Origin of the sequence: Klebsiella sp. GN_Kp190 (assembly GCF_040061795.1) — a bacterium.
Classification (GTDB): domain Bacteria; phylum Pseudomonadota; class Gammaproteobacteria; order Enterobacterales; family Enterobacteriaceae; genus Klebsiella; species Klebsiella michiganensis.
Window position 1 is genome coordinate 21791 of sequence record NZ_JBEAFN010000036.1, and the last position, 25438, is coordinate 47228.

At 57.0% G+C, this 25438-nt stretch carries 27 protein-coding genes; 11 read left to right on the top strand and 16 right to left on the bottom strand.

What is annotated here, in order from left to right; translation table 11 throughout:
• Positions 1–81: 81 nt before the first annotated feature.
• On the top strand, positions 82–798 hold the full coding sequence (gene rph / locus ABLU67_RS21680) for a ribonuclease PH (RefSeq protein WP_004106921.1): 717 nt from the start codon (positions 82–84) through the stop codon (positions 796–798).
• 65 nt (positions 799–863) lie between these two features.
• Entirely contained in the window at positions 864–1505 is a 642-nt protein-coding gene (gene pyrE / locus ABLU67_RS21685) for an orotate phosphoribosyltransferase (protein WP_004855508.1), read from the top strand.
• 152 nt (positions 1506–1657) lie between these two features.
• Here the strand turns inward: pyrE and slmA are convergent, their stop codons facing one another.
• The 3 genes from slmA to coaBC form a co-directional block, all read right to left on the bottom strand.
• Positions 1658–2254 (bottom strand): nucleoid occlusion factor SlmA, encoded by a 597-nt coding sequence (slmA, locus tag ABLU67_RS21690; protein ID WP_004855507.1) that lies wholly within the window; start codon positions 2252–2254, stop codon positions 1658–1660.
• Positions 2255–2431: 177 nt separating this feature from the next.
• Complete coding sequence (gene dut, locus ABLU67_RS21695) at positions 2432–2890, bottom strand: dUTP diphosphatase (RefSeq protein ID WP_004855506.1); 459 nt, start codon at positions 2888–2890, stop codon at positions 2432–2434.
• Positions 2868–4079 (bottom strand): bifunctional phosphopantothenoylcysteine decarboxylase/phosphopantothenate--cysteine ligase CoaBC, encoded by a 1212-nt coding sequence (coaBC, locus tag ABLU67_RS21700; protein WP_014227252.1) that lies wholly within the window; start codon positions 4077–4079, stop codon positions 2868–2870. The genes dut and coaBC overlap by 23 nt, the downstream gene beginning before the upstream one ends.
• Before the next feature lie 175 nt (positions 4080–4254).
• On the opposite strand from coaBC, the gene radC reads away from it, so the two are divergent.
• The 4 genes from radC (at position 4255) to mutM (ending at position 6570) form a co-directional block, all read left to right on the top strand.
• Positions 4255–4920 carry a DNA repair protein RadC gene (radC, locus tag ABLU67_RS21705; RefSeq protein ID WP_004126657.1) on the top strand — a complete coding sequence of 222 codons (666 nt, stop codon included), beginning with the start codon at positions 4255–4257 and terminating at the stop codon, positions 4918–4920.
• Between the two features lie 216 nt (positions 4921–5136).
• Positions 5137–5373, top strand: a complete 237-nt coding sequence (gene rpmB / locus ABLU67_RS21710; protein ID WP_002436699.1) for a 50S ribosomal protein L28 — start codon at positions 5137–5139, stop codon at positions 5371–5373.
• 20 nt (positions 5374–5393) lie between these two features.
• Positions 5394–5561: a 50S ribosomal protein L33 gene (gene rpmG, locus ABLU67_RS21715; RefSeq protein ID WP_003024094.1), complete on the top strand. Its 168-nt coding sequence runs from the start codon at positions 5394–5396 to the stop codon at positions 5559–5561.
• Between the two features lie 199 nt (positions 5562–5760).
• Positions 5761–6570 carry a bifunctional DNA-formamidopyrimidine glycosylase/DNA-(apurinic or apyrimidinic site) lyase gene (mutM, locus tag ABLU67_RS21720; protein ID WP_014227251.1) on the top strand — a complete coding sequence of 270 codons (810 nt, stop codon included), beginning with the start codon at positions 5761–5763 and terminating at the stop codon, positions 6568–6570.
• A gap of 123 nt (positions 6571–6693) precedes the next feature.
• Here mutM and coaD read toward each other — a convergent pair whose 3' ends face one another.
• From coaD to rfaQ, 7 genes are all read right to left on the bottom strand, one after another.
• Entirely contained in the window at positions 6694–7170 is a 477-nt protein-coding gene (coaD, locus tag ABLU67_RS21725) for a pantetheine-phosphate adenylyltransferase (protein WP_004106901.1), read from the bottom strand.
• Positions 7167–7943: a glycosyltransferase family 2 protein gene (locus ABLU67_RS21730; protein ID WP_224292966.1), complete on the bottom strand. Its 777-nt coding sequence runs from the start codon at positions 7941–7943 to the stop codon at positions 7167–7169. Before ABLU67_RS21730 ends, coaD begins: the two co-directional genes overlap by 4 nt.
• A complete protein-coding gene (waaA, locus tag ABLU67_RS21735; RefSeq protein WP_014227249.1) occupies positions 7943–9217 on the bottom strand; it encodes a lipid IV(A) 3-deoxy-D-manno-octulosonic acid transferase in 1275 nt (424 codons plus the stop codon). The genes ABLU67_RS21730 and waaA overlap by 1 nt, the downstream gene beginning before the upstream one ends.
• Positions 9218–9309: 92 nt before the next feature.
• Positions 9310–10299 (bottom strand): glycosyltransferase, encoded by a 990-nt coding sequence (locus ABLU67_RS21740; RefSeq protein WP_348852532.1) that lies wholly within the window; start codon positions 10297–10299, stop codon positions 9310–9312.
• Positions 10300–10329: 30 nt separating this feature from the next.
• Entirely contained in the window at positions 10330–11424 is a 1095-nt protein-coding gene (locus ABLU67_RS21745) for a glycosyltransferase (RefSeq protein ID WP_048262739.1), read from the bottom strand.
• 2 nt (positions 11425–11426) lie between these two features.
• The gene (locus tag ABLU67_RS21750; protein WP_032751699.1) at positions 11427–12554 is read right to left on the bottom strand and encodes a glycosyltransferase family 4 protein; all 1128 of its coding nucleotides are present in this window, start codon (positions 12552–12554) and stop codon (positions 11427–11429) included.
• Complete coding sequence (gene rfaQ / locus ABLU67_RS21755; RefSeq protein WP_025107815.1) at positions 12551–13627, bottom strand: putative lipopolysaccharide heptosyltransferase III; 1077 nt, start codon at positions 13625–13627, stop codon at positions 12551–12553. The genes ABLU67_RS21750 and rfaQ overlap by 4 nt, the downstream gene beginning before the upstream one ends.
• 111 nt (positions 13628–13738) lie before the next feature.
• Here rfaQ and ABLU67_RS21760 point away from each other — a divergent pair, with 111 nt between their 5' ends.
• A complete protein-coding gene (locus tag ABLU67_RS21760) occupies positions 13739–14701 on the top strand; it encodes a polysaccharide deacetylase family protein (protein ID WP_004855488.1) in 963 nt (320 codons plus the stop codon).
• A gap of 21 nt (positions 14702–14722) precedes the next feature.
• Positions 14723–15805 (top strand): glycosyltransferase family 9 protein, encoded by a 1083-nt coding sequence (locus ABLU67_RS21765; protein ID WP_224322179.1) that lies wholly within the window; start codon positions 14723–14725, stop codon positions 15803–15805.
• A 26-nt stretch (positions 15806–15831) separates the two neighbouring features.
• On the opposite strand, the gene ABLU67_RS21770 is transcribed toward ABLU67_RS21765, so the two are convergent.
• From ABLU67_RS21770 to rfaD, 5 genes are all read right to left on the bottom strand, one after another.
• Positions 15832–16998 carry an O-antigen ligase family protein gene (locus ABLU67_RS21770; RefSeq protein WP_014839788.1) on the bottom strand — a complete coding sequence of 389 codons (1167 nt, stop codon included), beginning with the start codon at positions 16996–16998 and terminating at the stop codon, positions 15832–15834.
• Complete coding sequence (locus ABLU67_RS21775; RefSeq protein ID WP_014839787.1) at positions 16976–17884, bottom strand: sugar glycosyltransferase; 909 nt, start codon at positions 17882–17884, stop codon at positions 16976–16978. The genes ABLU67_RS21770 and ABLU67_RS21775 overlap by 23 nt, the downstream gene beginning before the upstream one ends.
• Positions 17884–18855, bottom strand: coding sequence for a lipopolysaccharide heptosyltransferase RfaC (gene rfaC, locus ABLU67_RS21780; RefSeq protein WP_025107811.1), 972 nt, complete (start codon positions 18853–18855; stop codon positions 17884–17886). Before rfaC ends, ABLU67_RS21775 begins: the two co-directional genes overlap by 1 nt.
• Positions 18856–18858: 3 nt before the next feature.
• Positions 18859–19917: an ADP-heptose--LPS heptosyltransferase RfaF gene (gene rfaF / locus ABLU67_RS21785; protein WP_014227240.1), complete on the bottom strand. Its 1059-nt coding sequence runs from the start codon at positions 19915–19917 to the stop codon at positions 18859–18861.
• Positions 19918–20032: 115 nt separating this feature from the next.
• Positions 20033–20977, bottom strand: a complete 945-nt coding sequence (gene rfaD, locus ABLU67_RS21790; RefSeq protein WP_014227239.1) for an ADP-glyceromanno-heptose 6-epimerase — start codon at positions 20975–20977, stop codon at positions 20033–20035.
• A 340-nt stretch (positions 20978–21317) separates the two neighbouring features.
• Between rfaD and kbl the strand changes: the two genes are divergently transcribed.
• From kbl to ABLU67_RS21805, 3 genes are all read left to right on the top strand, one after another.
• Complete coding sequence (gene kbl / locus ABLU67_RS21795) at positions 21318–22511, top strand: glycine C-acetyltransferase (RefSeq protein WP_014227238.1); 1194 nt, start codon at positions 21318–21320, stop codon at positions 22509–22511.
• A gap of 9 nt (positions 22512–22520) precedes the next feature.
• Positions 22521–23546 carry an L-threonine 3-dehydrogenase gene (gene tdh, locus ABLU67_RS21800; RefSeq protein ID WP_004855475.1) on the top strand — a complete coding sequence of 342 codons (1026 nt, stop codon included), beginning with the start codon at positions 22521–22523 and terminating at the stop codon, positions 23544–23546.
• A gap of 161 nt (positions 23547–23707) precedes the next feature.
• Positions 23708–24505 (top strand): glycosyltransferase family 2 protein, encoded by a 798-nt coding sequence (locus ABLU67_RS21805; protein WP_148851582.1) that lies wholly within the window; start codon positions 23708–23710, stop codon positions 24503–24505.
• On the opposite strand, the gene ABLU67_RS21810 is transcribed toward ABLU67_RS21805, so the two are convergent.
• Complete coding sequence (locus tag ABLU67_RS21810) at positions 24502–25437, bottom strand: divergent polysaccharide deacetylase family protein (RefSeq protein ID WP_025107809.1); 936 nt, start codon at positions 25435–25437, stop codon at positions 24502–24504. The genes ABLU67_RS21805 and ABLU67_RS21810 overlap by 4 nt on opposite strands.
• Position 25438 lies beyond the last annotated feature (1 nt).

Sequence of the window (25438 nt, forward strand, 5' to 3'; positions counted from 1 at the left end):
TTCGAGGCCTTATCAGGATAGGAATAAGCGCGCATTATCCGTATAATGCGCAGCCACATTCGTTTCAAGCCGGAGAACATCATGCGTCCAGCAGGCCGTAGCGCTAATCAAGTGCGCCCAGTAACCCTGACCCGTAACTACACAAAACACGCAGAAGGCTCCGTGCTGGTCGAATTTGGTGACACGAAAGTATTGTGCACCGCTTCTATTGATGAAGGCGTGCCGCGCTTTCTGAAAGGCCAGGGCCAGGGGTGGATCACCGCCGAATACGGCATGCTGCCGCGTTCTACCCACACGCGTAACGCGCGTGAAGCCGCAAAAGGTAAGCAGGGCGGACGCACCATGGAAATCCAGCGCCTGATCGCGCGTGCGCTGCGCGCTGCGGTTGACCTGAAAGCGCTGGGTGAGTTCACCATCACTCTGGACTGCGATGTGCTGCAGGCAGACGGCGGCACCCGTACCGCGTCTATCACCGGAGCCTGCGTGGCGCTGGCCGATGCGCTGAATAAGCTGGTCGCGGCCGGTAAGCTGAAAACCAACCCGATGAAAGGAATGGTGGCGGCGGTCTCCGTAGGCATCGTGAATGGCGAAGCGATTTGCGATCTGGAATACGTTGAAGATTCCGCGGCGGAAACCGATATGAACGTGGTGATGACCGAAGATGGCCGCATCATTGAGGTGCAGGGTACGGCGGAAGGCGAGCCGTTCACCCATGAAGAACTCCTCACCCTGCTGGCATTGGCCCGGGGGGGTATCGAATCCATTGTCACGACGCAGAAGGCGGCGTTGCAAAACTAGTTTTTAAGGCGACTGAGAAGTCGCCTTTTTTTTGTCCGTAGAAAAGTAAGATGAGGAGCGAATCCATGAAACCGTATCAGCGCCAGTTTATTGAGTTTGCGCTTAACAAGCAGGTACTTAAGTTTGGCGAGTTTACGCTGAAATCCGGGCGCAAGAGCCCCTATTTCTTCAACGCCGGCCTGTTTAATACCGGGCGCGATCTGGCACTGTTAGGCCGTTTTTACGCCGAAGCGCTGGTGGATTCCGGGATTGATTTTGACCTGCTGTTCGGCCCGGCCTATAAAGGCATCCCTATCGCCACGACCACGGCGGTCGCGCTGGCGGAACACCATGACCGCGATCTGCCTTACTGCTTTAACCGCAAAGAGGCGAAGACTCACGGCGAGGGCGGAAACCTGGTGGGGAGCGCGCTGCAGGGCCGCGTCATGCTGGTGGATGATGTGATTACCGCAGGCACCGCGATTCGGGAATCGATGGAAATTATTCAGGCCAACGGCGCTGAGCTGGCCGGCGTACTGATCTCTCTGGATCGTCAGGAACGCGGACGCGGCGAAATCTCCGCGATTCAGGAAGTTGAGCGCGACTACGGCTGTAAAGTAATTTCCATCGTGACGCTGAAAGACCTGATTAGCTATCTGGAAGAGAAGCCGGAAATGGCTGAACACCTGACTGCCGTTCGCGCCTATCGCGAAGCGTACGGCGTATAAACATCTGCCCGGCAGGCAACGGTCTGTCGGGTCGATTGCTGGCAAAACGGCCAGCCGAGGCGAGAAGAGCGCCTGGGTATCAATGCGGATAATGCCGGGCATTCCTGCGGGAAGAGATGCAGCCCTTCGGGCTGCACAGAGACCGGCGAGAATTATTTCAGCTGGGCGGCGACCAGCGGCCAGCGGGCGTCAAAATCGTCCGTCGGGCGATATTTAAACTCGCTGCGCACAAAGCGCGATAGCATCCCTTCGCAGAATGCCAATAGCTGGCTGGCCAGCAGGGCTTCATCGACGGTATAGCCTTCGCCTTCGCGCATTTTCTTTTCACGCAACACCTGACGCAGCTGAACTTCAATGCGCTCGAACAGCTGATTGATGCGGTCCTGAAGCCGGTCCTGTTCAAACATCAGCGCATGGCCGGTCAGAATTCTTGTCAGCCCAGGATTACGCTCGCCAAACCCAAGAATCAACAGCACAATCAGACGCAGGCGCGCTGAGGTGTCTTTTTCATCTTTTAAAATCAAATTGATGCGCGTAATCAGGCTGTCTTCGATAAATTCAATCAGGCTGTCAAACATGCGGGTCTTGCTCGGGAAGTGCCGATACAGAGCCGCTTCGGATACGCCAACGGACGCCGCCAGTTTCGCTGTGGTAATGCGCTGACTTCCATCGCTGGATTCAAGCATTAGCGCCAGAGATTGAAGTATTTCTTCGCGACGATTCCTTTTCGCAGTTTGTTTTTCTGCCATGTTTTAAAATACCCCTGAAAAAAAGCACTTGTCAGGCAGGCACCCACAAAGCGACCGCAAGCTGTTGCCTGCGGTGATGTTATTGCATTAGTGCGCTTTGCGATGCTGGTTCCACTTCATCCTTCAGGCAGCCCTTTTGCCGGCAGCGCCCCGAAAGAGTTTTGTCTATCGCCGGGCTTATTGACGCCCTGAGTGACCGAAGCCGCCTTCGCCGCGATCGGTGGCGTCAAAATCTTCCACCAGGTTAAATTCTGCCTGCACAACGGGCACAAACACCATTTGCGCGATACGCTCGCCGGGTTCGATGCTGAAGCTCTGCTGGCTGCGGTTCCAGACGGAAACCATCAGCTGGCCCTGATAGTCAGAATCAATCAGACCGACCAGGTTACCCAGTACGACGCCGTGCTTATGGCCCAGTCCGGAGCGCGGGAGAATCACCGCCGCCAGAGAGGGATCGGCAATATGAATCGCCAGACCGGTTGGCACGAGGGTCGTTGCGCCAGGAGCCAGCTCTACGGCGTCATCGAGACAGGCTCGCAGGTCAAGTCCGGCGGAGCCGGAGGTGGCATAGGTCGGCAGCGGAAATTGCTGACCAACACGCGGGTCCAGAATCTTAACGTCGATTTTTTTCATCATAACGGGTAACGATCTCGTCGAGTAATAATTGGCCCAGGAGTTCCTTGCGCTCAAGTGGTAAGCGCTTATCTCCCTCCTGCCAGAAAAGGTGTAATGCATTGCTGTCGCTGTTAAATCCCTGATTTGGCTGAGAAACATCATTGGCGCAAATCAGATCAAGATTTTTGCGGGCTCGCTTTTGCCGTGCGTATTCTTCCACATTATTTGTTTCGGCGGCAAACCCAACGACGTAAGGGCGGTTGGCCTTAAGCGCGGCGACCCCTGCGACGATATCCGGATTTTTAACCATTTTCAGGGTTAATTCATCACCTTGTTTTTTGATTTTTTCTTCGGCGATGGCGACCGCACGGTAGTCAGCGACCGCCGCACAGCCAATAAAAATATGCTGCTGAGGCGCGCTGTTTTGCACCGCGGCTTCCATTTCCAGCGCGGTGGTGACATCAATTCTGTGTACAAACGGCGGCGTAGGCAGCGAAACCGGGCCGCTCACCAGCGTGACGTTCGCCCCGCGGCGCGCGGCGGCGGCGGCAATCGCGAAGCCCATCTTACCAGAACTGTGATTGGTGATATAACGCACCGGATCCAGCGGCTCGCGGGTGGGGCCCGCGGTAATCATGATGTTCAGATGTTGCAAATCTTTGACAGGCGAGAAATGCTGCGCGGCCATATCCACAATGGTCAGCGGGTCCAGCATCCGCCCCGGGCCAACATCGCCGCAGGCCTGGCTGCCGCTGTCCGGGCCCCAGACCAGCAGACCGCGGGCGGCAATGACGTCCAGATTATGCTGAGTGGCGGCGGCGCGATACATCTGCTGATTCATGGCGGGCACGACGGCGACCGGCGAGGGCGTAGCGAGACAAATCGTCGAAACGAGATCGTTGGCCATCCCTGCCGCGACGCGAGCGATTAGGTCGGCGGTGGCGGGGGCGAGAATGACCAGGTCGGCCCATTTCCCCAGCTCAATATGGCCCATCGCCGCTTCGGCGGCCGGGTCGAGCAGGCTGTCGGAAACCGGATAACCGGATACCGCCTGTAGACTTAATGGCGTAATGAAGGCTTTTGCGGCTTCCGTCATGGCGACGCGGACATCCGCGCCGCGGTCACGCAGGCGGCGCACCAGTTCCGGCGTTTTATAGGCAGCAATGCCGCCGCTCACGCCAAGAACGATCTTTTTACCAGCCAGACTCATCATGATTTTTTCCTGTTGCGGTACACCAGAATTCGCGCATCTTATCACAATCCTGACGGCATCGTGTGCCTCGCGGAGATACACTTTGCGAGGCGCTACGCAGGGATAAAACTTGCGTCTCGGCGGCGCAAAAAGGCTGTGCCAGGATAGCGCGCAGTGGGAAGGAGATGCCGCGATGGAAATACAAGAATCCCTCATGCCGAGGGAAAAGATGCAGCGCTACGGTATCGAAGTTTTGTCGGATATTGAGCTGTTGGCGCTATTTTTACGTACCGGTACCCGCACGCAGGACGTGATGACATTTTCGCGGGAGCTGCTACAGCGTTTTGGCTCGCTGTACGGCCTGCTATCGGCGGAGGAGTCGCAGTTTGCAGAGGTGGAAGGCATTGGTCTGGCGAAATATGCGCAGCTAAAAGGGATTGCTGAACTGGCGCGACGCTATTTTAGCCTGCGAATGACGGAAGAACCCTCGCTGGTTACCCCGTCGATGACGCGGGAATTTCTGCAAAGCCAGCTGGCCGACGAAGAGCGTGAGATCTTCATGGTGATCTTTTTAGATAATCAGAACCGGGTATTGAAACATAGCCGCCTTTTTTCTGGTACTCTTAGCCACGTTGAGGTGCATCCGCGAGAAATCGTACGCGAAGCCATCAAAGTGAACGCCGCCGCGGTGATCCTGGCACATAATCATCCATCCGGTAGTCCTGAGCCGAGCAAGGCCGACAGGTTGATTACCGAAAGAGTGATAAAATGTTGTCGATTCATGGATATACGTGTGCTGGATCACCTTGTTATTGGCCGCGGAGCGTACGTATCTTTTGCTGAACGCGGCTGGATTTAGCCCCGATCGCGCGATCCATCGGGATCTTTGTCTGTTCGGGACTTGAGCACATCGCCGAGTCAGCGTATACTACGCCACCTTTGAGAATCTCGGGTTTGGCATTTGGGCCTGGCAATCGAGAGTTCGCTTAGAACTGCGATGACCGGGCTGTAAAGCCTGACGAGGCGCCAATACCCCATACGAAGCTCGAGCTAATTTGATTTTTGGAGAATAGACATGTCCCGAGTCTGCCAAGTTACTGGCAAGCGTCCGGTGACCGGTAACAACCGTTCCCACGCACTGAACGCGACTAAACGCCGTTTCCTGCCGAACCTGCACTCTCACCGTTTCTGGGTTGAGAGCGAGAAGCGTTTTGTCACCCTGCGCGTATCTGCTAAAGGTATGCGTGTTATTGATAAGAAAGGCATCGATACAGTTCTGTCCGAACTGCGTGCCCGTGGCGAAAAGTACTAAGTACTTAGAGGAAATAAGTCATGGCTAAAGGTATTCGTGAGAAAATCAAGCTGGTTTCTTCTGCTGGTACTGGTCACTTCTATACCACCACGAAGAACAAACGTACTAAGCCGGAAAAACTGGAACTGAAAAAGTTCGATCCAGTTGTCCGTCAGCACGTTTTATACAAAGAAGCTAAAATCAAATAATTTTAGATTCCTTGTAAAGAAAAACCCCGCCTCGGCGGGGTTTTTTGTTATCAAGACTACGCTACCGTCTACACCGTTGGCGCTGGCGAACGTTTACCCCCTGCGCCAGGCGGAAGAGCATGCTGAACAATAATTGCCCTGAACCTCGTCGCTGAACGCGGTAAGATAGTGCATCCTGCCGTTTTTGTTCGAGAAAAGAATGCCTGAATTACCTGAAGTAGAAACCAGCCGCCGCGGCATTGAGCCGCACCTGGTGGGAGCCACCATCCTGCACGCCGTTGTGCGCAACGGGCGCCTGCGCTGGCCCGTTTCTGAAGAGATCTATCGTCTGAGCGACGTTCCGGTGCTCAGCGTACGCCGCCGCGCTAAATATCTGCTGCTGGAACTGCCCGACGGCTGGATTATCGTCCACCTTGGGATGTCGGGAAGCCTGCGTATCCTGAGCGAAGAGCTGCCCGCGGAAAAACACGATCACGTGGACCTGGTGATGAGTAACGGCAAGGTGCTGCGCTATACCGACCCGCGTCGTTTTGGCGCCTGGCTGTGGACCAAAGCGCTGGAAGGGCATCCGGTGCTGGCGCATCTGGGGCCGGAGCCGCTGAGCGATGAGTTCAACGCCGATTATCTGCAGGCGAAGTGCGCGAAGAAAAAAACCGCGATTAAGCCCTGGCTAATGGACAATAAGCTGGTGGTCGGGGTGGGCAATATCTACGCCAGCGAATCGCTCTTTTCGGCGGGCATTCACCCCGACAGGCTGGCCTCTTCACTGTCGCGCGAGGAGTGCGAGCAGCTGGTGAAAGTGATTAAGCTGGTCCTGCTGCGCTCCATCGAACAGGGCGGGACGACGCTGAAAGATTTCCTGCAAAGTGACGGTAAACCGGGCTACTTTGCCCAGGAGCTGCAGGTGTATGGCCGCAAGGGCGAGCCGTGCCGCATTTGCGGGACGCCGGTTATCGGCAGTAAACACGCCCAGCGGGCGACGTTTTATTGCCGCCAGTGTCAGAAGTAAAGTGCGGGGGTTGCCGTGAACCCGGCTTGCGCTGCGCTTAGCCGGGCTACAGGGCTGCGCTTGGTCCGGTAGCCCGGACAGATGCGCAGCATCGCCTCCGGGAAGAGCCCCGATGGCGCAGGATTACAGCTTCTTCAGCAGCGCCTGGTGAACGTTTGCCGGCAGAAAGTGAGAGACGTCGCCCTGGTGGCGCGCCACTTCTTTCACCAGCGAAGAGGAGATAAACGACCACTCTTTGCACGGCATCAGAAACACGCTCTCCAGCGTCGGCATCAAATGACGGTTCATATGCGCCAGCTGCATCTCATATTCAAAATCTGCCACCGCCCGCAGGCCGCGAATTAAAATGTTCGCCTGCTGCGCGCGGGCAAAATTGGCCATTAAATCGCTGAAGCCAATAACCTCAACGTTGACCAGATGCGCCGTTGCCTGGGTGGCCAGCGCGATGCGCTCGTCGAGAGTGAACATCGGCTTTTTGCTCGGGCTGGCGGCGATAGCCAGCAGCACCTTATCGAACATGCTGGCCGCGCGGGTGACGATATCGATATGGCCGTTGGTGATAGGGTCGAAGGTTCCCGGATAGATCGCTTTTGTGCTCATAATGACACTTTCTCCGAGTAGCCGCGGCTCATGGCCCACAGCTCGGTGTATTTATTAAACGTGTATTGTGCGTTGACCACCGCCAGCAGCCAACCTTGTTTCCCATCCAGAATGCCCCCGCGCAGCAGCAGCGTTTTCACAAAGGCGCCCAGCGTATGGCCGAAGATAGCGGCCAGCGAGGTCTTTTTGCCTCTCTGATGGCGCTCCTGCGCCCAGGCGGCGGCGTAGGCCAGCTGCTTTTGCTGAAAGCCGGAGAAATCACGGCAGGTCAGATGCAGCAGGTCGCCCGCGAGTTCGATAACCCGCGCGCCCTGGGCGTCGAGAGATTCGTGGACCAGATTATCGTTATAGCGGTAACGGTCGCGTTCGTACAGGCGCATCACGCGGTCGGGGTACCAGCCGCTGTGGCGCATAAAGCGGCCAAGGAAATAGTTGCGCCGGGCGATGCTGTATATCGCGCCGGTTTGCGGCGCGGCCAGCACGCTGCGGATAGACTGCGCAAGCTCCGGAGTGACGCGCTCGTCGGTATCGATCATCAGCACGTAGTCGCCGGTGGCGTAGGCCTGGGCGCGCTGACGCTGAATACCGTAGCCCTGCCAGTCGCGATCGACATGCACCTGAACGCCCTGGCTGCGGGCGAGTTCGACGGTGTTGTCGCTGCTGCCGGAATCCAGCAGCACTATCTCATCGGCCCAACTTACCGACGCCAGACAATCAGGCAGCAGATCCGCCGCGTTTTTGGCAATCATCACGACCGAGAGTCGAGGCGACATTAGTGGCTCCGCTGCGGCAGATAGGGTTGCAATAACTGTAGCAGACGGGAAAGCGCGCCCTGGTTTTGGTGCAGAACTTCCACCGCATGGCGACCGTACCACAGACGGTAATCTTCATCGGTCAGCAGGTTAGACACCTGCGTTACCAGCGAGTCGGCGTCGGTGACGGTAATCAGTCCATCGTCCTGCTGCAGCTTGGCGCAGATATCTTTGAAGTTGAACGTGTGCGGACCCATCAGTACCGGTATCGCATGGGCGGCGGGCTCCAGCGGGTTATGGCCGCCGCGCTCCACCAGGCTACCGCCGACAAACGCGAGGTCGGCAATACCGTACAGCAGCATCAGCTCGCCCATGGTATCGCCAATCACCACCTGGGTACTGTTCGACGGGATTTCGCCGGTGCTGCGCAGGGTGTAGCTCATTCCCGCTTTCTGCACCATCTCGCGGGCGTCGCCGAAGCGCTCCGGATGGCGCGGGACAAGGATCAGCAGCAGGTTGGGAAAACGCTCCAGCAGCTGCTTATGCGCCTGAAGAATAATTTGTTCTTCGCCGTCGTGGGTGCTGGTGGCAATCCATACCTGGCGATGCGGCGCCCACTGGCGGCGCAGGGTGATGGCGCGAGCCGCCAGCTCTGGCGTGACCGAAATATCAAACTTCAGGCTGCCGGTGACCGCCAGCTGATTGCGTTTCAGGCCAAGAGCGATAAAGCGGCTGGCGTCTTCTTCATTCTGCGCGGCGATAAGGGTAATGCGGCTCAGCAGCCGACGCATAAATTTCCCCAGTTTGGCATAGCCTTTCGCCGAGCGTTCGGAGAGGCGGGCGTTGGCGATTACCAGCGGGATTTTACGCTTATGCAGCGTGGCGACCATGTTCGGCCACAGTTCGGTTTCCATGACGATAACCAGCTTCGGCTGAACGGTATTGAAGAAACGGTTCATCGCGCCGGGCAGATCGTAAGGCAGATAGACGTGATGCACGTCTTTGCCGAAAGCGGACATGGCGCGTTCAGAGCCGGTTGGCGTCATGGTGGTGACGGTGATCGGCAGATAGGGGTAACGGTGGCGTAGCGCGCGCACCAGCGGAATCGCCGCCAGCGTTTCACCTACGGAAACGGAATGCAGCAGGATGCCACCCGGTTCTACCTTGTTCTGGCAGAAGCCATAACGTTCCTTCCAGCGTTTACGATAGGCAGGGGCCTTACGGCTGCGTAACAGCAGTCGCAGCCACACCAGCGGCTGAATGAGGTAAAGTAGGGCGGTATAAAGCAATTCCAAGCGATTTATCCGTATTTATGTTTTTGCGGGCAAATTCTAAGCATTTAACCCGCGTAAAGCTATCTCTTTGGCGGAAACTAAGGGATTCAGTATTAAGCCGCGTCGCGATAGCGCTTGATGCGCAGATAGCGGCGTCCAAGACGCCAGCGTAGACGGAACGTACGGGCGTTTTTCCAGATCAGGCGCCAGATACCGCGGTCAAAGAACTCTTTAATGATAATATGCTTTTTTGACTCATCTTTCATGCTATCGAAGGTATGAATAATCCCCAGCCCCTCTTTGGCGATCTGCCAGCGGCAGGCGGAAATATCGCGAACCTTGTCCGGATAACGCTGGTTGATGGCGTCCAGCATCTCAAGAATCTTCATATAGTGGCGCGCTGAACGCATCAGCGTGTCGTCGTTGTCCGGCTTATGCGACACCGATTCCGAGTGAATATAGTAATCGTAGAACTGTTCGCTGGTGTACTGCACGCGTTCTGCTGCCAGCAGCACTTCGGTGGTCCAGGGAATATCCTGATGGCGCAGGCCAGGCTCAAAGTGGAAGCGGTGGCTCGCGATAAACTCCCGGCGGTAGATATTCAGCCAGGTGACATGCAGGAACTTACGAGAATCCAGCGCCTGCTTTAACCAGACGTGGCCGGGCAAAACGCCGGTCGACTGTAGCCGGTCCAGCGGGAAAATAGGATGGATATCTTTTTTCGTCTCGTAGACGTAGCGGCCGTTGCAGGTGGCGACGTCTAGATTGCCCTTTTCCGCCATCTCCAGAAGCGTACGGTACATGCCCGGGTAAAGCTTATCGTCGATATCCGGGAAGGTCAGGTACTTACCCGTCGCCGCGGCGAGGCCGGTATTGCGCGCCACCGACACGCCCTGGTTTTCCTGCTCCAGCACGAGCACGTTTTGCAGGCGGTCTTTCCACTGGTCGATAACCGCAAGGCTGCCGTCCGTCGACCCGTCGTTCACCAGGATCAGTTCATAGCTTTCCAGCTGCTGTTGCTCAAGGCTCTCAAAGAATTGCGCAAGGAATTTTTCGCCGTTATAGACGGCGGCTACGATGCTTAGTAAAGGCGTTTGACTCATAACTCATTCGATCCTGGTTGAATAACGGCGTCAGGCGCTGCGCAGCTGACGATACTGCTGACAAATCGATGCCACGCTGAACTTCTCCAGCGCCGCTGCGTCGATGGCCGGCGGGCTATGGTAAATGCTTTGCATCGTCTGAGCCAGCGCCGGGCTGTTGAGATCCGCCAGGCCACGCGACAGCTCGCCGGTGAGGATCTCGGTCACGCCGCCCGGGCAGCGGGTGCTGGCGACCGGCGTATCCAGCAGCAGCGCCTCAACCACCACGTTGCCAAAGCCTTCGCTATCGGAGCTGAGGACCAGCATCCGCGCGCCTTTAATCCACGGCAGCGGGTTTTTCTGGAAGCCCTTAAACAGGACGCGATCGGCAACCTGTAGCTGCTGCGCCAGCTGGCGCAGGCGCTGTTCTTGTTCCGGTTTTCCCTGCCCCAGCAGCACCAGCGGCGCATCGATACCGCTTTGCGCATAGGCCTCAATCAGGCGGTCGTGGCGTTTACCGGGATGAAAGCGGCCCACGTGGATAATATAGTCGCCGTCGGGGCGCTGGCTGGGTTCTTCAGCCGCGGCGCGCAGAGCGGGGATATCAAACGGGTTATAGATGGTTTTCAGCTGGGCCGGGCGAATGGCGAACTGCTCGACCAGGTCTTGACCTACCGCATCGGAGACGGCGACGACGTTGCGTCCCCGGTAAACGCGCCCGATTTTCTGCTGTTTCAGCCAGCGGTCAAAACCGCTGCGGTGTCCGAGATAGGACGCGGAGAACACGCCGTGCAGGCAAAACCAGACGTTGCGCCCGTTCAGCAGGCGGCTGCGGGAGACAATGCGGTCGGTTTTATGCAGATTCGAGAGCACCAGATCGAAACGGCCCTGCTGTTCTGCTTTCTCGATTGCCGCATCAAGCTGGCGCGCGCGCCGGGACAGCTCCGTCAGCTTGCGCCACGGCTTGCGGCAGCGATCGGCGATGACCTGATAATCCAGCCCTTCCGGCAGCGGATAATCGCAGACGTCGCGCAGGGAAAAAAGTGATACCTGTTCACCCTGGCTAAGAAAATGCGCTGCCAGCGTCAGCACGACTTTTTCCGCGCCGCCGCCGGGCAGGCCGTCGATAACAAACAGTATGCGCATCGTTATTTCACCAAATCCTGATAGAGGGAGAGCAGCTGCGCCGAGAGACGTTCGCTGGTGCAGGTCATGATGCGCTCGCGGGCGCGTTCGCCTTGCGCAGAGCCTAACGCCCGGGCGGGCAGGGCGCTAACCGACTCCTGCAGGGCCGGGATATCCAGCGCATCGCAAACGTAGCCATTGCTGCCCTGAACAATAAACTCCGCGCCGCCGCAGCCGGTAGTCGTAATCACCGGCAGGCCGCAGGCCATCGCTTCGAGAATGACGTTGGGAAACGGATCGTACAGCGTCGGCAGCAGCAGGCCGTCGGCCATCTGATAGAACGGCAGGGTTTCCGACTGCATGCCGAAGAAGCGCACCCGCTCCTCGCAGTTCAGCGTTTTCGCCAGCTGCTGATAGCGGCCCTGCTCTTTATCTTTGCCCACCACCAGCAGGTAGCGGTTGGTCGGGGCGATGGCGCGGATCGCCGCATCCAGCCCCTTGCGCTCAAAGCCGGAGCCGACGTAGATCAGGCAGGTCGCCTGGATCGGCAGATTCCATTTGGCGCGCAGCGCGACAAAGGCTTCTTCCGTCGGCGGCAGAAAACGCTGGTTATCGATAGCGTTATAGATAACGTGGATTTTTTCCGCCGGCAGGCCGAAGTCTTCAATAATCTCGCGTTTAATCATCTCCGCGTTGCAGATAACGCCGCGCAGGTGCGCGTCCTGGTACATGTCGCGCTCGGCCTGCATCACATAGCGATGGTAGCGGTCGGCAAACAGCAGGCGGCTTTTCCAGCCGGGCAAAATGCGCGAGCGCTGCTGCAGCCAGCGGCGGTGCACGCCGTCTCCGGCGCGGTACAGGTCGCAGCCGGGGATACGCTCGTGGCTTTGCACCAGATCGAAGGCTTCGCGCTGCCACAGCTGGCGGGCGGCGTCGGCAAATCCTCGCTCGCGGCTGATCCGCCCCCATTTGCGCGGATTGCAGATGTGGATGTTCCACTCGGGCTTCACCGGCCCCTGCCATTCGCGGGTGATGACGTTCAGTTCAAGATCGCTGTCGTCGAGGGCTTCCAGCGCGCGGGAGACAAAGCGCTCCGCGCCGCCGTCCGGGCGATACTTCTGGCGTACCAGAGCCAGCCTGAATTTACTCATGCCAGTACCTTTTTCGCCGCCGCGATAACCGCGTCGGTGGGGATTAAATCGAGAAAGCGTTCGTTGGTGTTGGTATCAATGTCGTCAGGATCGGGAATCGCTCCGAAATCACCCGCCCAAATCACCTCGCCCTGCGCCTGCCATGGACGCCAGAAGGTGAGCTTGGAGGGGCCGAATAGCGCCACCAGCGGCGTACCGAGCGCGGCGGCCATATGCATCGGCACGGAGTCGACGCCGATAAACAGGCGGGCATGGTCGATGACGGACGCCAGCTGGCGCAGGGTGAGCAGCCCGGCGAGGGAGTGCAGGCGAGCATTGGGGCAGCCCGCCATAATGGTGTCGATCATCTGCTTCTCTCTGGCGTCAGGGCCGGAGGTCAGCACGACCGGGTAGCCTGCTTCAGAAAGCGCGTTTATCAGGGCGCTCATCCGCCCTTCGCGCCAGCACTTAAAGAACCAGCGGGAGGTTGGCTGAATGACGATATAGTTATCCTGAAATCCTGCCGGCAGCAGCGCGCGGCTGGCGCGCCAGTCCTGCTCGCTGTAGCCCATCGTCGCCGGCGCGTCAGCAATATCCAGCCCAAGCGGCGCCAGAATCGACAGATTCTGCTGCACGGTATGCAGCTGGTTATGCCGCTCGGTTGAGGCGAGGGCGGTATGGCAAAAACGCCAGGCCGGGTGGCGACGCTTCGGAAAGTCAAAGCCGATACGGATGGCCGCCCCGGTCAGTTTGGTGATGATCGCGCTGGGCCACTGATCGGCAAGATTGAGCACCATATCGTAGCGCTGCTGGCGGAGCGTGCGAATCAGCCGCCACTCCATCTTCAGCTGATGGCCGGCGCCCTGTTTTTTCCAGCGCCGGTCAATGCCGTAAATGTGGCGGATATCCGTATTCGCTGCGAGCATATCCCGGGTTTCTTCATAAAGCAGCACATCCACGCTGGCGGCGGGATATTGCTGCTTAAGCGCGTGAATAAGCGGCGTTATCAATAACATATCGCCATGATGGCGAAGCTTAATAACCAGGATTCGCGCCGGGTTCACGCGGCCGGAAGTGCGGGTTTCAGGCGTCATTCTCTATTCTTCATTCAGGGGCAGGGCTCCGATTCTAGGGGATCAGATAGATTGAGAGAAGCCTTGTCTTGCTCTACCATGACCCGATACGTATGGCCTGAGGACGTTTTCGTGCACAAACCCGCATTTCTCATCACGATTGATACAGAGGGTGATAACCTCTGGCAAAAACATGACAGCATCACCACCGAGAATGCGCGCTATCTACCGCGTTTTCAGCAGCTTTGCGAAAAGTATGGTTTTAAACCGGTCTGGTTGACCAACTATGAAATGGCCATCGACCCGGTTTATATCGAATTTGCCAAAGATGCGATCGCCCGGGGAACCGCGGAAATCGGTATGCATCTCCACGCGTGGAACAGCCCGCCGACCGATCCGCTCACCGATGACGACTGGCGACATAAACCGTATTTGATCGAGTACAGCGATGCGGCGATGCGGGCAAAAGTCGACTATATGACCCGTCTGCTGGAGGACACCTTCCAGACCAAAATGGTCAGCCATCGCGCCGGGCGCTGGGCGTTTGACGAGCGCTACGCGCGTCTGCTGGTGGAGTATGGCTATCTGGTGGATTGCTCGGTTACCCCGAGGGTGAACTGGAAGACGGCGAAAGGCGCGCCGCAGGGCGACGGCGGTACCGATTACCGTCATTTCCCGCAGCACGCCTATTTTCTTGACGAGAATGATATCCGTCGTGAAGGGCAATCATCGCTGCTGGAAGTGCCGATGAGCATTCAGTACAAGCATTCCGCGTGGATGAATAGCCTGAAGCAGGGCTACGATCGCCTGCGCGGCAAAGTACGCTCGCCGTCGGTACACTGGCTGCGTCCGATGGGCGGCAACGTTGAGACGATGAAAAAAGTGGTCGAACAAACGTTGACTCAGGGTAATGACTACGTCGAATATATGCTCCACTCTTCAGAGTACATGCCCGGCGGCAGCCCAACGTTTAAAAACGAGCAGGATATCGAGCGCTTATATGCCGATCTGGACGCTTTTTTCAGCTGGCTGGCGCCGCAGGTGAAGGGAATGACGTTGGCGGAGTACTACCAACAGAAACTCACACAGCGATAAAAGATCACAACCAGGTACCGTATGCGTATCGTGAAGCAGTTTACGCGGAAGAAAAATGCCTTCTTCCGCGAAATTAAGTTTAATTTAATTAACTATCGTTACAGAAATAAAAGCGCACGCCAGCCCTTTAATTCCGCGAAGATTCAGCATGTTTTATTATTGCGCCTGGATGACAAAGTTGGGGATATGGTCGTAACGACCGGCTGCGCAAAGCTTTTAGCTGACCGGGGCTATAAGGTTTCGGTTCTTACCGGGCCGGTTTGTAAGCAGATGCTTGCCGGTGCGGATTTTCTTGAGCAGGTTTATTTATATCAGCCGCGGATGCCGTTAAACGCACTGCGTGCGGCAGGATTTGACGCGGTCGTTGATTTTGATGACGTGAAAACCTACGAGCGTTTTAAACTGCTGGCTGATTTACGCCCTGGCTGCGTTATCGGTTTTAATAAACAAGAATATAAGCTTTACGATCACTCCATCCCTTTTCTGGACAGCAGCAGCCATATTTCCGCGCGCTATAAAGCCGTCGCCAGGCTATTTGGTATAGAACACCCTCATTACCACTATCATCTGCCCGGCGATGCTTTTGAGCGGGAAAGAGTCAAAACACTGCTGGCTCAGCACAAGGGGAGTCAGCTCTGTATTGCCATAAACCCGTTTACCGCCTCAACGGATAAAGACTTTTGCCGTCATCAGGTTTCTGCTCTGATTGAACGCTTATATACGCTCCCTTATAAAATCAGCGTCGTGATGGTCGGGCATAGCGAGAAAATTCGTCAGCTTAATCTGGAAACGGCGCTGCATCTGCCAGATAGCAATATTAATTCAGCGGTTGAGATTGTTCGCCACTGCGATCTGGTGATTACGGCGGATACCGCCATCGTGCATATTGCTCGCGCGTTCGACAAGCCCATGGTGGCGGTTTACAACAAACGTAAACTCAAAGATACCGGTTTGCCGGGCTATACCATTTGGGCGCCGGGTTATGACAAGGCCAGACAAATTGTCTGCGAAGAGACTAACGTCGCCGACATGACCATTGACGCGGTCTGGCCGGCGATCAAAGCGCAGGTGGATGCCCTGATCGCCGCTCGCCAGCAGGCATAAAAAAGGGCCCGCTGCGGGCCCTTCTCTTAGCGTTTCGCCTTCAGGCTGCCGCTCAGCGCGATGCCCAGCGGCAGCCAAAACAGCGGCCAGCTTTCGCGAGGGTTGCTGATGATAAACATGCCCTGCGAGGCCATAAAAATCAGCGCATAGATAAAAATCGCCAGCCCGTAGCGGCCATCCTGCTGTTTACGCCATGCCTGCCATAACCCTCCGGCAATCACCGCCAGCAGCAGCGCCAGGCCGATTATGCCGCCTTTCAACAGAGCACCAAGATAGACGCTGTGGGTGGTAGTGATATGCTCGCCGCTGTAGTTGGTAAAGTTCAGCTCGTAGTCAAAGCCCCGACCCAGCCACGGCTGGCTGGCCACTTCCTGGAGCGTATGGTGCCAGATACTCAAGCGCAATCCGCTTTGGGTGCCCAGCTCTTCAAAGCGCGCCAGCAGCAGGTCTCCCGTTGGCGTAAAGAAGAAAAGCGCGCCCAGAACCAACGCTAACGCGGCGACAATCAGAAGGTTGCGGCGGGTAAAGACGTGCAGGTGCAGGGTGCAAACAAACGCCACCAGCAGCGCGATAATCGGGCCGCGGCTTTGGGTCAGAAACAGCATCACCAGCATGATAGCCATCGGCACATACAGCAGGTGGCTGCCTTTCTCCTTCAGCAGCATCGCGCAAATAAGGATACCGATACCGCAATAGCCCGCCAGGTCGATCACGTTGGTCGGGCCGGGATTCTCCGGCGAAACCAGGCGTTCCTTGAGGACCAGCGTGAAGTCGATCGCCATCGTCCAGACGGAGAGTACCGTAATCCCGGCCACGACGCTCAGCAGCGCCAGATGTCGGGTCCGGGGATGGCCAAGTAGCGTTGTCAGCAGCAGAAGATAGAAAATTAAATAGGTGCCGTGGGTCAGAGGGGAATCGATATGCTGCGGCGTCTGCCCCCAAATATTGCTCAGCGCATAGTACACGCAGAATACGACCAGCAGGCTATAAACCGGCCACCGCTGGCGGATGCTTTCCGCTATTGCCTGACGATTGTCTTTGTTAAGCAGTGAAAGCAAAAAGAGCAAAATAGATAAATGAAGGAGGTTATTTGTCCGGGTTGATACGCAGAAAATAGCGCTAAAAAACAGAAACAAAGTGAAGAAAACGGTGTAGCCCTGTCTGGCGTAATTACTTATTTTTAAAGTACTCATCAAAAGAAACCTTTTCGAAAATCGTTTCCGGAACCGCGCTTTCTAACGAGAAGTTGACGACCCGAATATGGTTTTGTTGCAGCACGTTGGCAGCGTGCGAAAAGGACGGCATGACCAGGTCATCCACCTTATTTGCCAGCCAGGAGGGGAGTTTATCCTGTTCCGTTTCGTAGAATCGCGGCTGGTTGAAATTACTCATATCCAGCCCGCTTATCAGAATGGTTTTAAATCCCAGCCACATCAGAATTTGCAGTGCCCAGTAGACCACGGTTCCGGCATCGAAAATGCCGTGACGAATGTCGGTGCTAAAGCAAATATCCTGCCTTTGCGGATGAAAGCGTAGCGCGGGGACGCCGCGCCAGGCCTGCTGTATCGCGTTTTTGGCGACTTTGGGCTGATAAATTTTATAACAGGCGTCTTCAATTAATGCCAAACGACAGCGAAGCTCTGCGCCGTGGCGGTCGAGGATTTTGGCGATACCGTGCATGGTGGTGAAGAGCACAATGTCAGCCTGGCTAATCACCGAACGGATCACGTCCGGTTTTTTATCGTAAAACTCCATATCCACGATGGTATAGAGCGAAAATTTAATTTTATCAGAGAGATGCCAGGCGCCGTTCACCCCCATCACCGGAATACTTTTCGGCAGCAGCGTAAAATCGATGCGGCGCGTAGAGGGGCCGGTGGCGGTCAGCAGCACCTCGCCCTGAGCGCTATCCTTCAGTTCGCTGAGATTGACCAGCGGAACCGCTTTCCCTTTGTATTTCAGGGTGCGGATTTCGCCGCTCGCCGCGCGCGTGATATGGGTAAACGGCCAGAGATTTTCGTTATGGCGAAAGGCGCGTCGATGCGTGTAGCGATAGATCTGCTTAAATAATGAACCCATTAAGCCAGTTCCTGAGATTTCAACAGTTGCCGAACCCGGGACGCGGGAATATCGCCCGTGCTGCTGCCGCTTTCCGGGCGCACCACGTGCTGATTTTTACCGTAGCCGCCAATCAGCCCCGGATCGGTCGGGCCGTACAGCGTGAAGTTCGGTTTATCGAGCGCGGCGGTGAGATGGCTCAGCCCCGTGTCGACGGAAACGACCCCGCGCGCGCCGGCCAGCACCTGGGCTACCTGCTCCAGGCTCATGCGCGGCAGGACGTCGACAAAATCGTGCCCTTCCGCCAGGCGTCCGGCCCGCGCCTCTTCATGGGGGGCGCCCCACGGCAGTTTGATGCGTACGCCGCTGTCGGCAAGCAGGGCGATAAGCGCCCGCCAGTTCTCTTCCGGCCAGTGTTTATCATCGCGCGTTGTGGCGTGGAGGAACACCAGATACGGCGCAGCGGACGGGTCAGCCTGACGCAAAAAATGGCGGGCGATCGCGTAGTCGCCCTGGGTTTCCGGCTTCGCGTAGCCGAGGCTTTTCGCGAACAGCTCGCGGGTGCGCTCAACGGCGTGCTGCTGTTTAGCGATATGGTGACGACGGTTGTAAAACAGGCTCGCCAGCGGCTCGCGGGCGGTCTGCCAGTCCATACCGTGCTTCACGCCGCGGGCCAGTCGGGTGACCAGCGCGGCGCTCTTCACCAGCCCCTGGGCATCGATGATAGCGTCGTACTTTTCCGCGCGCACGGCCTCGCGGAACGCCTTGCGCTCGGCTTTGATCGGCGCGGAAAACCACGCCTTACGCCAGCGGCGAATCGCCACCGGGATGACCCGGTCGACGCTCTCATGCCAGGAAGGGATCTGCGCGAAGCCTTCTTCAACCACCCAGTCGAAACGAATGCCGGGAAAGGCCAGCGCGGCGTCGCTCAGCGCGGGCAGCGTGTGCAGCACGTCGCCCATGGACGAGGTTTTTACGATCAGTACCCGCATCCGTCAGGCTTCCTCTTGTTCCGTTTTTTCCAGCAGCAGGTCGTTTAATTCTTCCAGTACGCGCTGCGGCGTAATGTCGATCAAACTCTGATGATAGCCTTCGGCGGCGTCGCCTTTACGCACTTTGTGGTAGCCGCTGATCAGGCGGATCACGCGCGCTTTGTGCGACAGCGGTGGAGTGAAGTCCGGGCTGCTGGGCCCGTAGAGCGCCACCAGCGGACGGTCCAGCGCCGCGGCGACGTGCATCAGGCCGGAATCGTTGCTGACCACCGCTTTACAGGCGGCGATCAGAATAACGGCCTGCTCAAGCTGGGTTTCGCCGGCCAGATTGCGGCACCATGCCTGCTGTTCGGTCGTGAGCGCGGCGAGGATTTCATTGCCCGCTTCGTGGTCTTTCGCGGAGCCAAACAGTACGATCTGAAAGCCTTCGTCGATCAGCTGTTTCGCCAGCTCGGCGTAGTGATAGTGCGGCCAGCGTTTTGCCGGGCCGAACTCTGCGCCGGGGCAGAAGCCGATAATCGGGCGCTCGGCTGAGAGATTAAACGCGCTGCAGGCCTGCGATTTTTCGCCTTCATGCACCTGCAGCTGCGGCCAGAGAAGCGGCTGCGGCAGATCTTTCGCGCAGCGCATCACGCCTTTGTCGTAGGCCAGACCGACGTAGCGTTCGACCATCAGCGGCCAGGCGTCTTTATCCAGCTTACGGGCGTCGTTCAGCAGGCCGTAGCGCATTTCGCCGAGCCAGCCTGTGCGATGCGGTATTCCCGCAAAGAACGGCACGAGGGCCGATTTAAACGAGTTGGGCAGCACGAAAGCGCGATCGTAGCGACGTTCGCGCAGGCTGTGCCCAAGCTTACGCCGTTCACCGATTTCCAGCGCGCCGTGGCCGAGCGGCATCGGGATCGCTTCGTTGACTTCCGGCATGCGCGATAGCAGCGGACGGCACCATGCGGGCGCCATCACGTCGATTATCGCCTGGGGATAGCGCGCCCTGAGCGTACGGTAAAGACTTTGCGACATCATCATGTCGCCCACCCATGACGGGCCAACCACCAATATTTTCATTCATTCCATCCTTCAAGCTGTCTCTGCGTTGGCTGCCTGCGTTCCCTCCGGTCACTGACTTTAGTCAGCTCCCGGAGAATCACTGAGTTGCCGCCTTGATACCGCTCGAATGATTTTATGAATTCGCATGATTGTCGCGATTGAGCCAGGCCATATATTCCGTTACGCCTTCGGCAACGGTCTTAAACGGTTTATCGTAGCCCGCTGCGCGCAGGTTAGTCAGATCCGCCTGAGTAAACGCCTGATAGCGGCCTTTGAGTTTATCCGGGAACGGAATGTACTCGATGCTGCCTTTCTGGTGATAAGCCAGCGTTGCGTCTGCAACGGCCTGGAAAGACTCCGCGCGCCCGGTGCCGAGGTTGAAGATGCCGGAAACGCCGTTTTCCCAGAACCACAGGTTCACCGCCGCGACGTCGCCGACGTAGACGAAGTCGCGCTTGAAGCCGTCGCTGCCTTCGAACAGTTTCGGACTTTCGCCATTATTCAGCTGGGTGTTCAGATGGAAAGCGACGCTGGCCATGCTGCCTTTATGGCCTTCGCGCGGCCCGTAGACGTTGAAATAGCGGAAGCCGACAATCTGCGAGTTCGCTTCCGGCAGGATCTGACGGACGTATTCATCAAACAGAAACTTGGAGTAGCCGTAAACGTTGAGCGGCTGCTCGTATTCGCGGGATTCAATAAAGTCGCTGGTGCGGCCGCCGTAGGTCGCTGCGGAAGAGGCGTACAGGAACGGGATTTCACGCTCCAGACAGTAGTGCAGTACCTCTTTGGAATACTGATAGTTGTTATCCATCATGTACTTGCCGTCCCACTCCGTGGTGGAAGAGCAGGCGCCTTCATGGAAAATAGCGTCGATATCGCCGAACTCTTCGCCCGCCATAATCTGGATCAGAAAGTCTTCTTTATCCATGTAGTCGGCAATGTTCAAATCCACCAGATTGATGAATTTGGTCCCGTCTTTCAGATTATCTACGACCAGAATGTCGGTAATACCCTGGTCATTCAGCGCCTTAACGATATTGCTGCCGATAAAGCCTGCGCCGCCGGTAACGATGATCATAACTGTAACCTTTGAAGTTGGTAGTCCAGAGACAATCCGGACATGAATACTCCTATCATATCACTACATCGGAAAGGCTTCAGCCATTCGCCGATAAGGTAGAGAGGGACTCGTGATTTATGCTGCAAATAATTCATGCAGTAATGCATCATCTCGTATCAGCGTATATCTTTAGGTAATATACCCGTCATACTTCAAGTTACAGGTACGTTGGTTTTCCTCGCTCACCCCAGTCACTTACCAGAGTAAGCTCCTGGGGATTCGCTGCGTCACCGCCTTCCTGAAACTCGAATTATTTAGGGTAATATGTGCCAAATTTTGCCGAATCTGGAGAGTTGCAATGCGTGGGGATTTCTACAAACAGTTAACCAATGACCTGGATACCGCGCGCGCGGAAGGGTTGTTTAAAGAAGAACGGATTATCACTTCGGCGCAGCAGGCGGATATCACCGTCGGCGGCAGCCAGGTCATTAACTTCTGCGCCAATAACTATCTCGGCCTCGCGAACCACCCGGAACTGATTGCCGCCGCGAAAAGCGGGATGGACAGCCACGGCTTCGGCATGGCCTCCGTGCGCTTTATCTGCGGTACCCAGGACAGCCACAAAGCGCTTGAGAAGAAGCTGGCCGATTTTCTCGGTATGGAAGATGCGATTCTGTACTCCTCCTGCTTCGACGCCAACGGCGGCCTGTTTGAAACCCTGCTCGGCGCAGAGGACGCGATTATCTCCGATGCTCTGAACCACGCGTCGATCATCGACGGCGTGCGCCTGTGTAAAGCGAAGCGCTTCCGCTATGCCAACAACGATATGCAGGAGCTGGAAGCCCGTCTGAAAGAGGCGCGTGAAGCCGGCGCGCGCCATGTACTGATCGCCACCGACGGCGTGTTCTCCATGGACGGGGTGATCGCCAACCTGAAGGGCGTCTGCGATCTGGCGGATAAATACGACGCGCTGGTGATGGTCGATGATTCGCACGCCGTGGGTTTTGTGGGTGAAAACGGCCGCGGTTCCCATGAGTACTGCGACGTGATGGGCCGCGTCGACATTATCACCGGTACGCTGGGTAAAGCGCTGGGCGGCGCGTCCGGCGGCTATACCGCCGCGCGTAAAGAAGTCGTCGAGTGGTTGCGCCAGCGCTCGCGTCCGTATCTGTTCTCCAACTCGCTGGCGCCGGCGATTGTCGCCGCATCCATCAAAGTGCTGGAGATGGTGGAAGCGGGCAGCGAGCTGCGCGATCGTCTGTGGGCTAACGCGCGCCTGTTCCGTGAAAAAATGACCGCGGCAGGGTTTACCCTTGCGGGCGCCGATCACGCCATTATCCCGGTGATGCTCGGTGAAGCCACCGTGGCGCAGCAGTTCGCGCGCGAGCTGCAAAAAGAAGGTATTTACGTCACCGGATTCTTCTACCCGGTGGTACCAAAAGGCCAGGCGCGTATCCGTACCCAGATGTCTGCGGCGCATACCCCTGAACAAATTGAACGTGCGGTGGAAGCCTTTACCCGCATCGGTAAACAACTGGGCGTCATTGCCTGAGGGTGTGAGATGAAAGCGTTATCCAAACTGAAGGCGGAAGAAGGCATCTGGATGACCGACGTACCGGAACCGGAAGTCGGCCACAACGATCTGCTGATTAAAATTCGCAAGACCGCGATTTGCGGTACCGACGTGCATATCTACAACTGGGACGAGTGGTCGCAAAAGACCATTCCGGTTCCGATGGTGGTGGGGCATGAATACGTCGGCGAAGTGGTGGGTATCGGTCAGGAAGTTCGCGGCTTTAAGCTGGGCGACCGCGTTTCCGGCGAAGGGCATATCACCTGCGGCCACTGCCGTAACTGCCGCGCCGGGCGTACGCATCTGTGCCGCAATACGACGGGCGTCGGCGTCAACCGTCCGGGCTGTTTTGCCGAATATCTGGTGATCCCGGCGTTTAACGCCTTTAAAATCCCCGACAATATCTCTGACGATCTGGCGTCGATTTTCGATCCGTTTGGCAACGCCGTGCATACCGCGCTTTCATTCGACCTCGTCGGTGAAGATGTGCTGGTTTCCGGCGCCGGCCCGATCGGCGTGATGGCCGCCGCGGTGGCGAAACACGTTGGCGCGCGCAACGTCGTGATTACCGATGTTAACGAATATCGCCTGGAGCTGGCGCGCAAAATGGGCGTCACCCGGGCGGTGAACGTGGCGAAAGAGAACCTTAACGATGTGATGGCCGAGCTGGGCATGACCGAGGGTTTCGACGTGGGTCTGGAGATGTCCGGCGCGCCGCCGGCGTTTCGCACCATGCTCGATACCATGAACCACGGCGGGCGTATTGCCATGCTGGGTATTCCGCCATCGGATATGTCTATCGACTGGACCAAGGTGATCTTCAAGGGGCTGTTTATCAAAGGGATTTATGGTCGCGAAATGTTCGAAACCTGGTACAAGATGGCCGCGCTCATCCAGTCCGGGCTCGATCTGTCGCCGATCATCACCCACCGCTTTGGCATTGATGATTTCCAGCAGGGCTTTGACGCGATGCGCTCCGGCCAGTCTGGCAAAGTCATTCTCAGCTGGGATTAATTCCGCCCCGGTCAGGATGGTAAAAAAGCGCCCACGGGCGCTTTTTTGAGAGTTATCCTACAATTTTGTGATACTTAATCCACTCCGCACTTTTTCTAAATCGCTTTCTCGCCTATTCGTTTATACAGTCAGTTTAACCATGGTTTAACCCTATAAAGATTATGCTTAAACTTTCTGTATGCTTATTGACCTGTAATTCATCTCGCTTATTACGGGAGGTATTACCGCCGCTGCTCAGGGTGGCTGATGAATTTATCGTCATCGATTCAGGCAGTACGGATGCTACGCTGCAGATTTGCCAACAGTTCGGTCTCTCCGTTCACCATCATCCTTATACCGCTCACGGTACGCAGATGAATTATGCGACCTCTCTGGCCCGCCACGACTGGGTGCTGTGTGTGGACAGCGATGAGATCCTTGACGACGAGGTGGTGGCGGCAATTCTGGCGCTCAAGGCCGGCGATGAGCCGGACCCCGCCTGCGCATGGCGTCTGCCGCGCTACTGGTTCGTGCTGGGTGAAGAGGTGCGCACCATTTATCCGGTATCATCGCCGGATTTCCCGGTTCGCTTGTTTAACCGCTCCGTCGCCAGGTTCAACGATCGGCCGGTAGACGATCAGGTGGTTGGCTTTACGCACTCTGCCCGGCTACCGGGATTCGTGCGCCACGATACCTTCTACTCCCTGCATGAAGTGTTTAGTAAGCTCAATAGCTACACCACGCGGCTGGTTAAACACCAGAAAATCAGGCCGTCTCTTGCGCGCGGAGCGATCAGCGCGATTGGCGCTTTCTTTAAGTGGTATCTGTTCAGCGGAGCGTGGCGAAAGGGCAAGGTTGGCGTGGTCACCGGGCTTTACGCGACCTTTTACAGCTTTCTTAAATACTTTAAAGCCTGGTATGCCCATCAGGACAAGCCGGAATCCGCGGCGGATAAGCACACGGACTCCCGGATGATTTAGTTGGTAGGCTTATCCCAGCCCTGCCACTTCAGCTGGTAATACTGCACCAGCGTGCTCTGAGTGATGCTTTCGCTCAGAATGGTAAAGAAGCGGCTGGCGTTGACCGGCTCCGGCGGACGCTTAGATTTGCACTGTTTCACGCCGCGAAACGGATTGCGCGGCGGCTGAACGGACGGCGGCGCGGTGTTCGGCGTTGAGGTATCCACCTGCGGCTCGTTGAGCAGGCTGCTCGGGCGAACCAGAGTGATATCCGGCGGCAGGTTATACACCATCTGCTGCAGCACGCGCACCGTCGTCGGGTGCGGGTGGCCGATAGCAATGGCGGAACCGTTGCGCCGCGCCAAAGCGATAGCGCGGTTGAACTGATAGCGGATATCCGCTTCGTTTTGGGTATCGTCGAGGAAAACCTTACGCTTAATCACCTTTACGCCGGTGCCCTGCGCCGCGCGCATGGCCTGGGTATTGCCGATGGTGACGCTATCGAGGAAGTAGAGATTGTAGCGCTCGAGCGCCTGCATCACCTTCTGCATGCCGAAGAGATTCGACGTCATGGCGCTGCCCATATGGTTATTCAGCCCCACGGCGTACGGAACCTTACCGTAGGCTTCGCGGATAATGCGCTCTATCTCGCTGCTGTTCATATCCGGGCGGAGGGTGTCTTTTTCCAGCGGCTGTTTGCTGAGCGGCGCCATTGGCAGGTGGATGAGCACCTCGTGGCCGAGATTATGCGCTTTGGTCGCCATTTCTCGGGCGTGGGGCGCATTAGGAAGGACGGCAACGGAGATCGTCGCTGGCAGCGCCAGCACCTGGTTTTCCGTTTGTGGACGATAGCCAAAGTCGTCGATAACAATGGAGAGTTTGCCGGCAAATACCGGCGACGCCATAACCAGCGTACCGGTTACCGCGAGTGCAATTCTGCGAAATTGAAGCAAA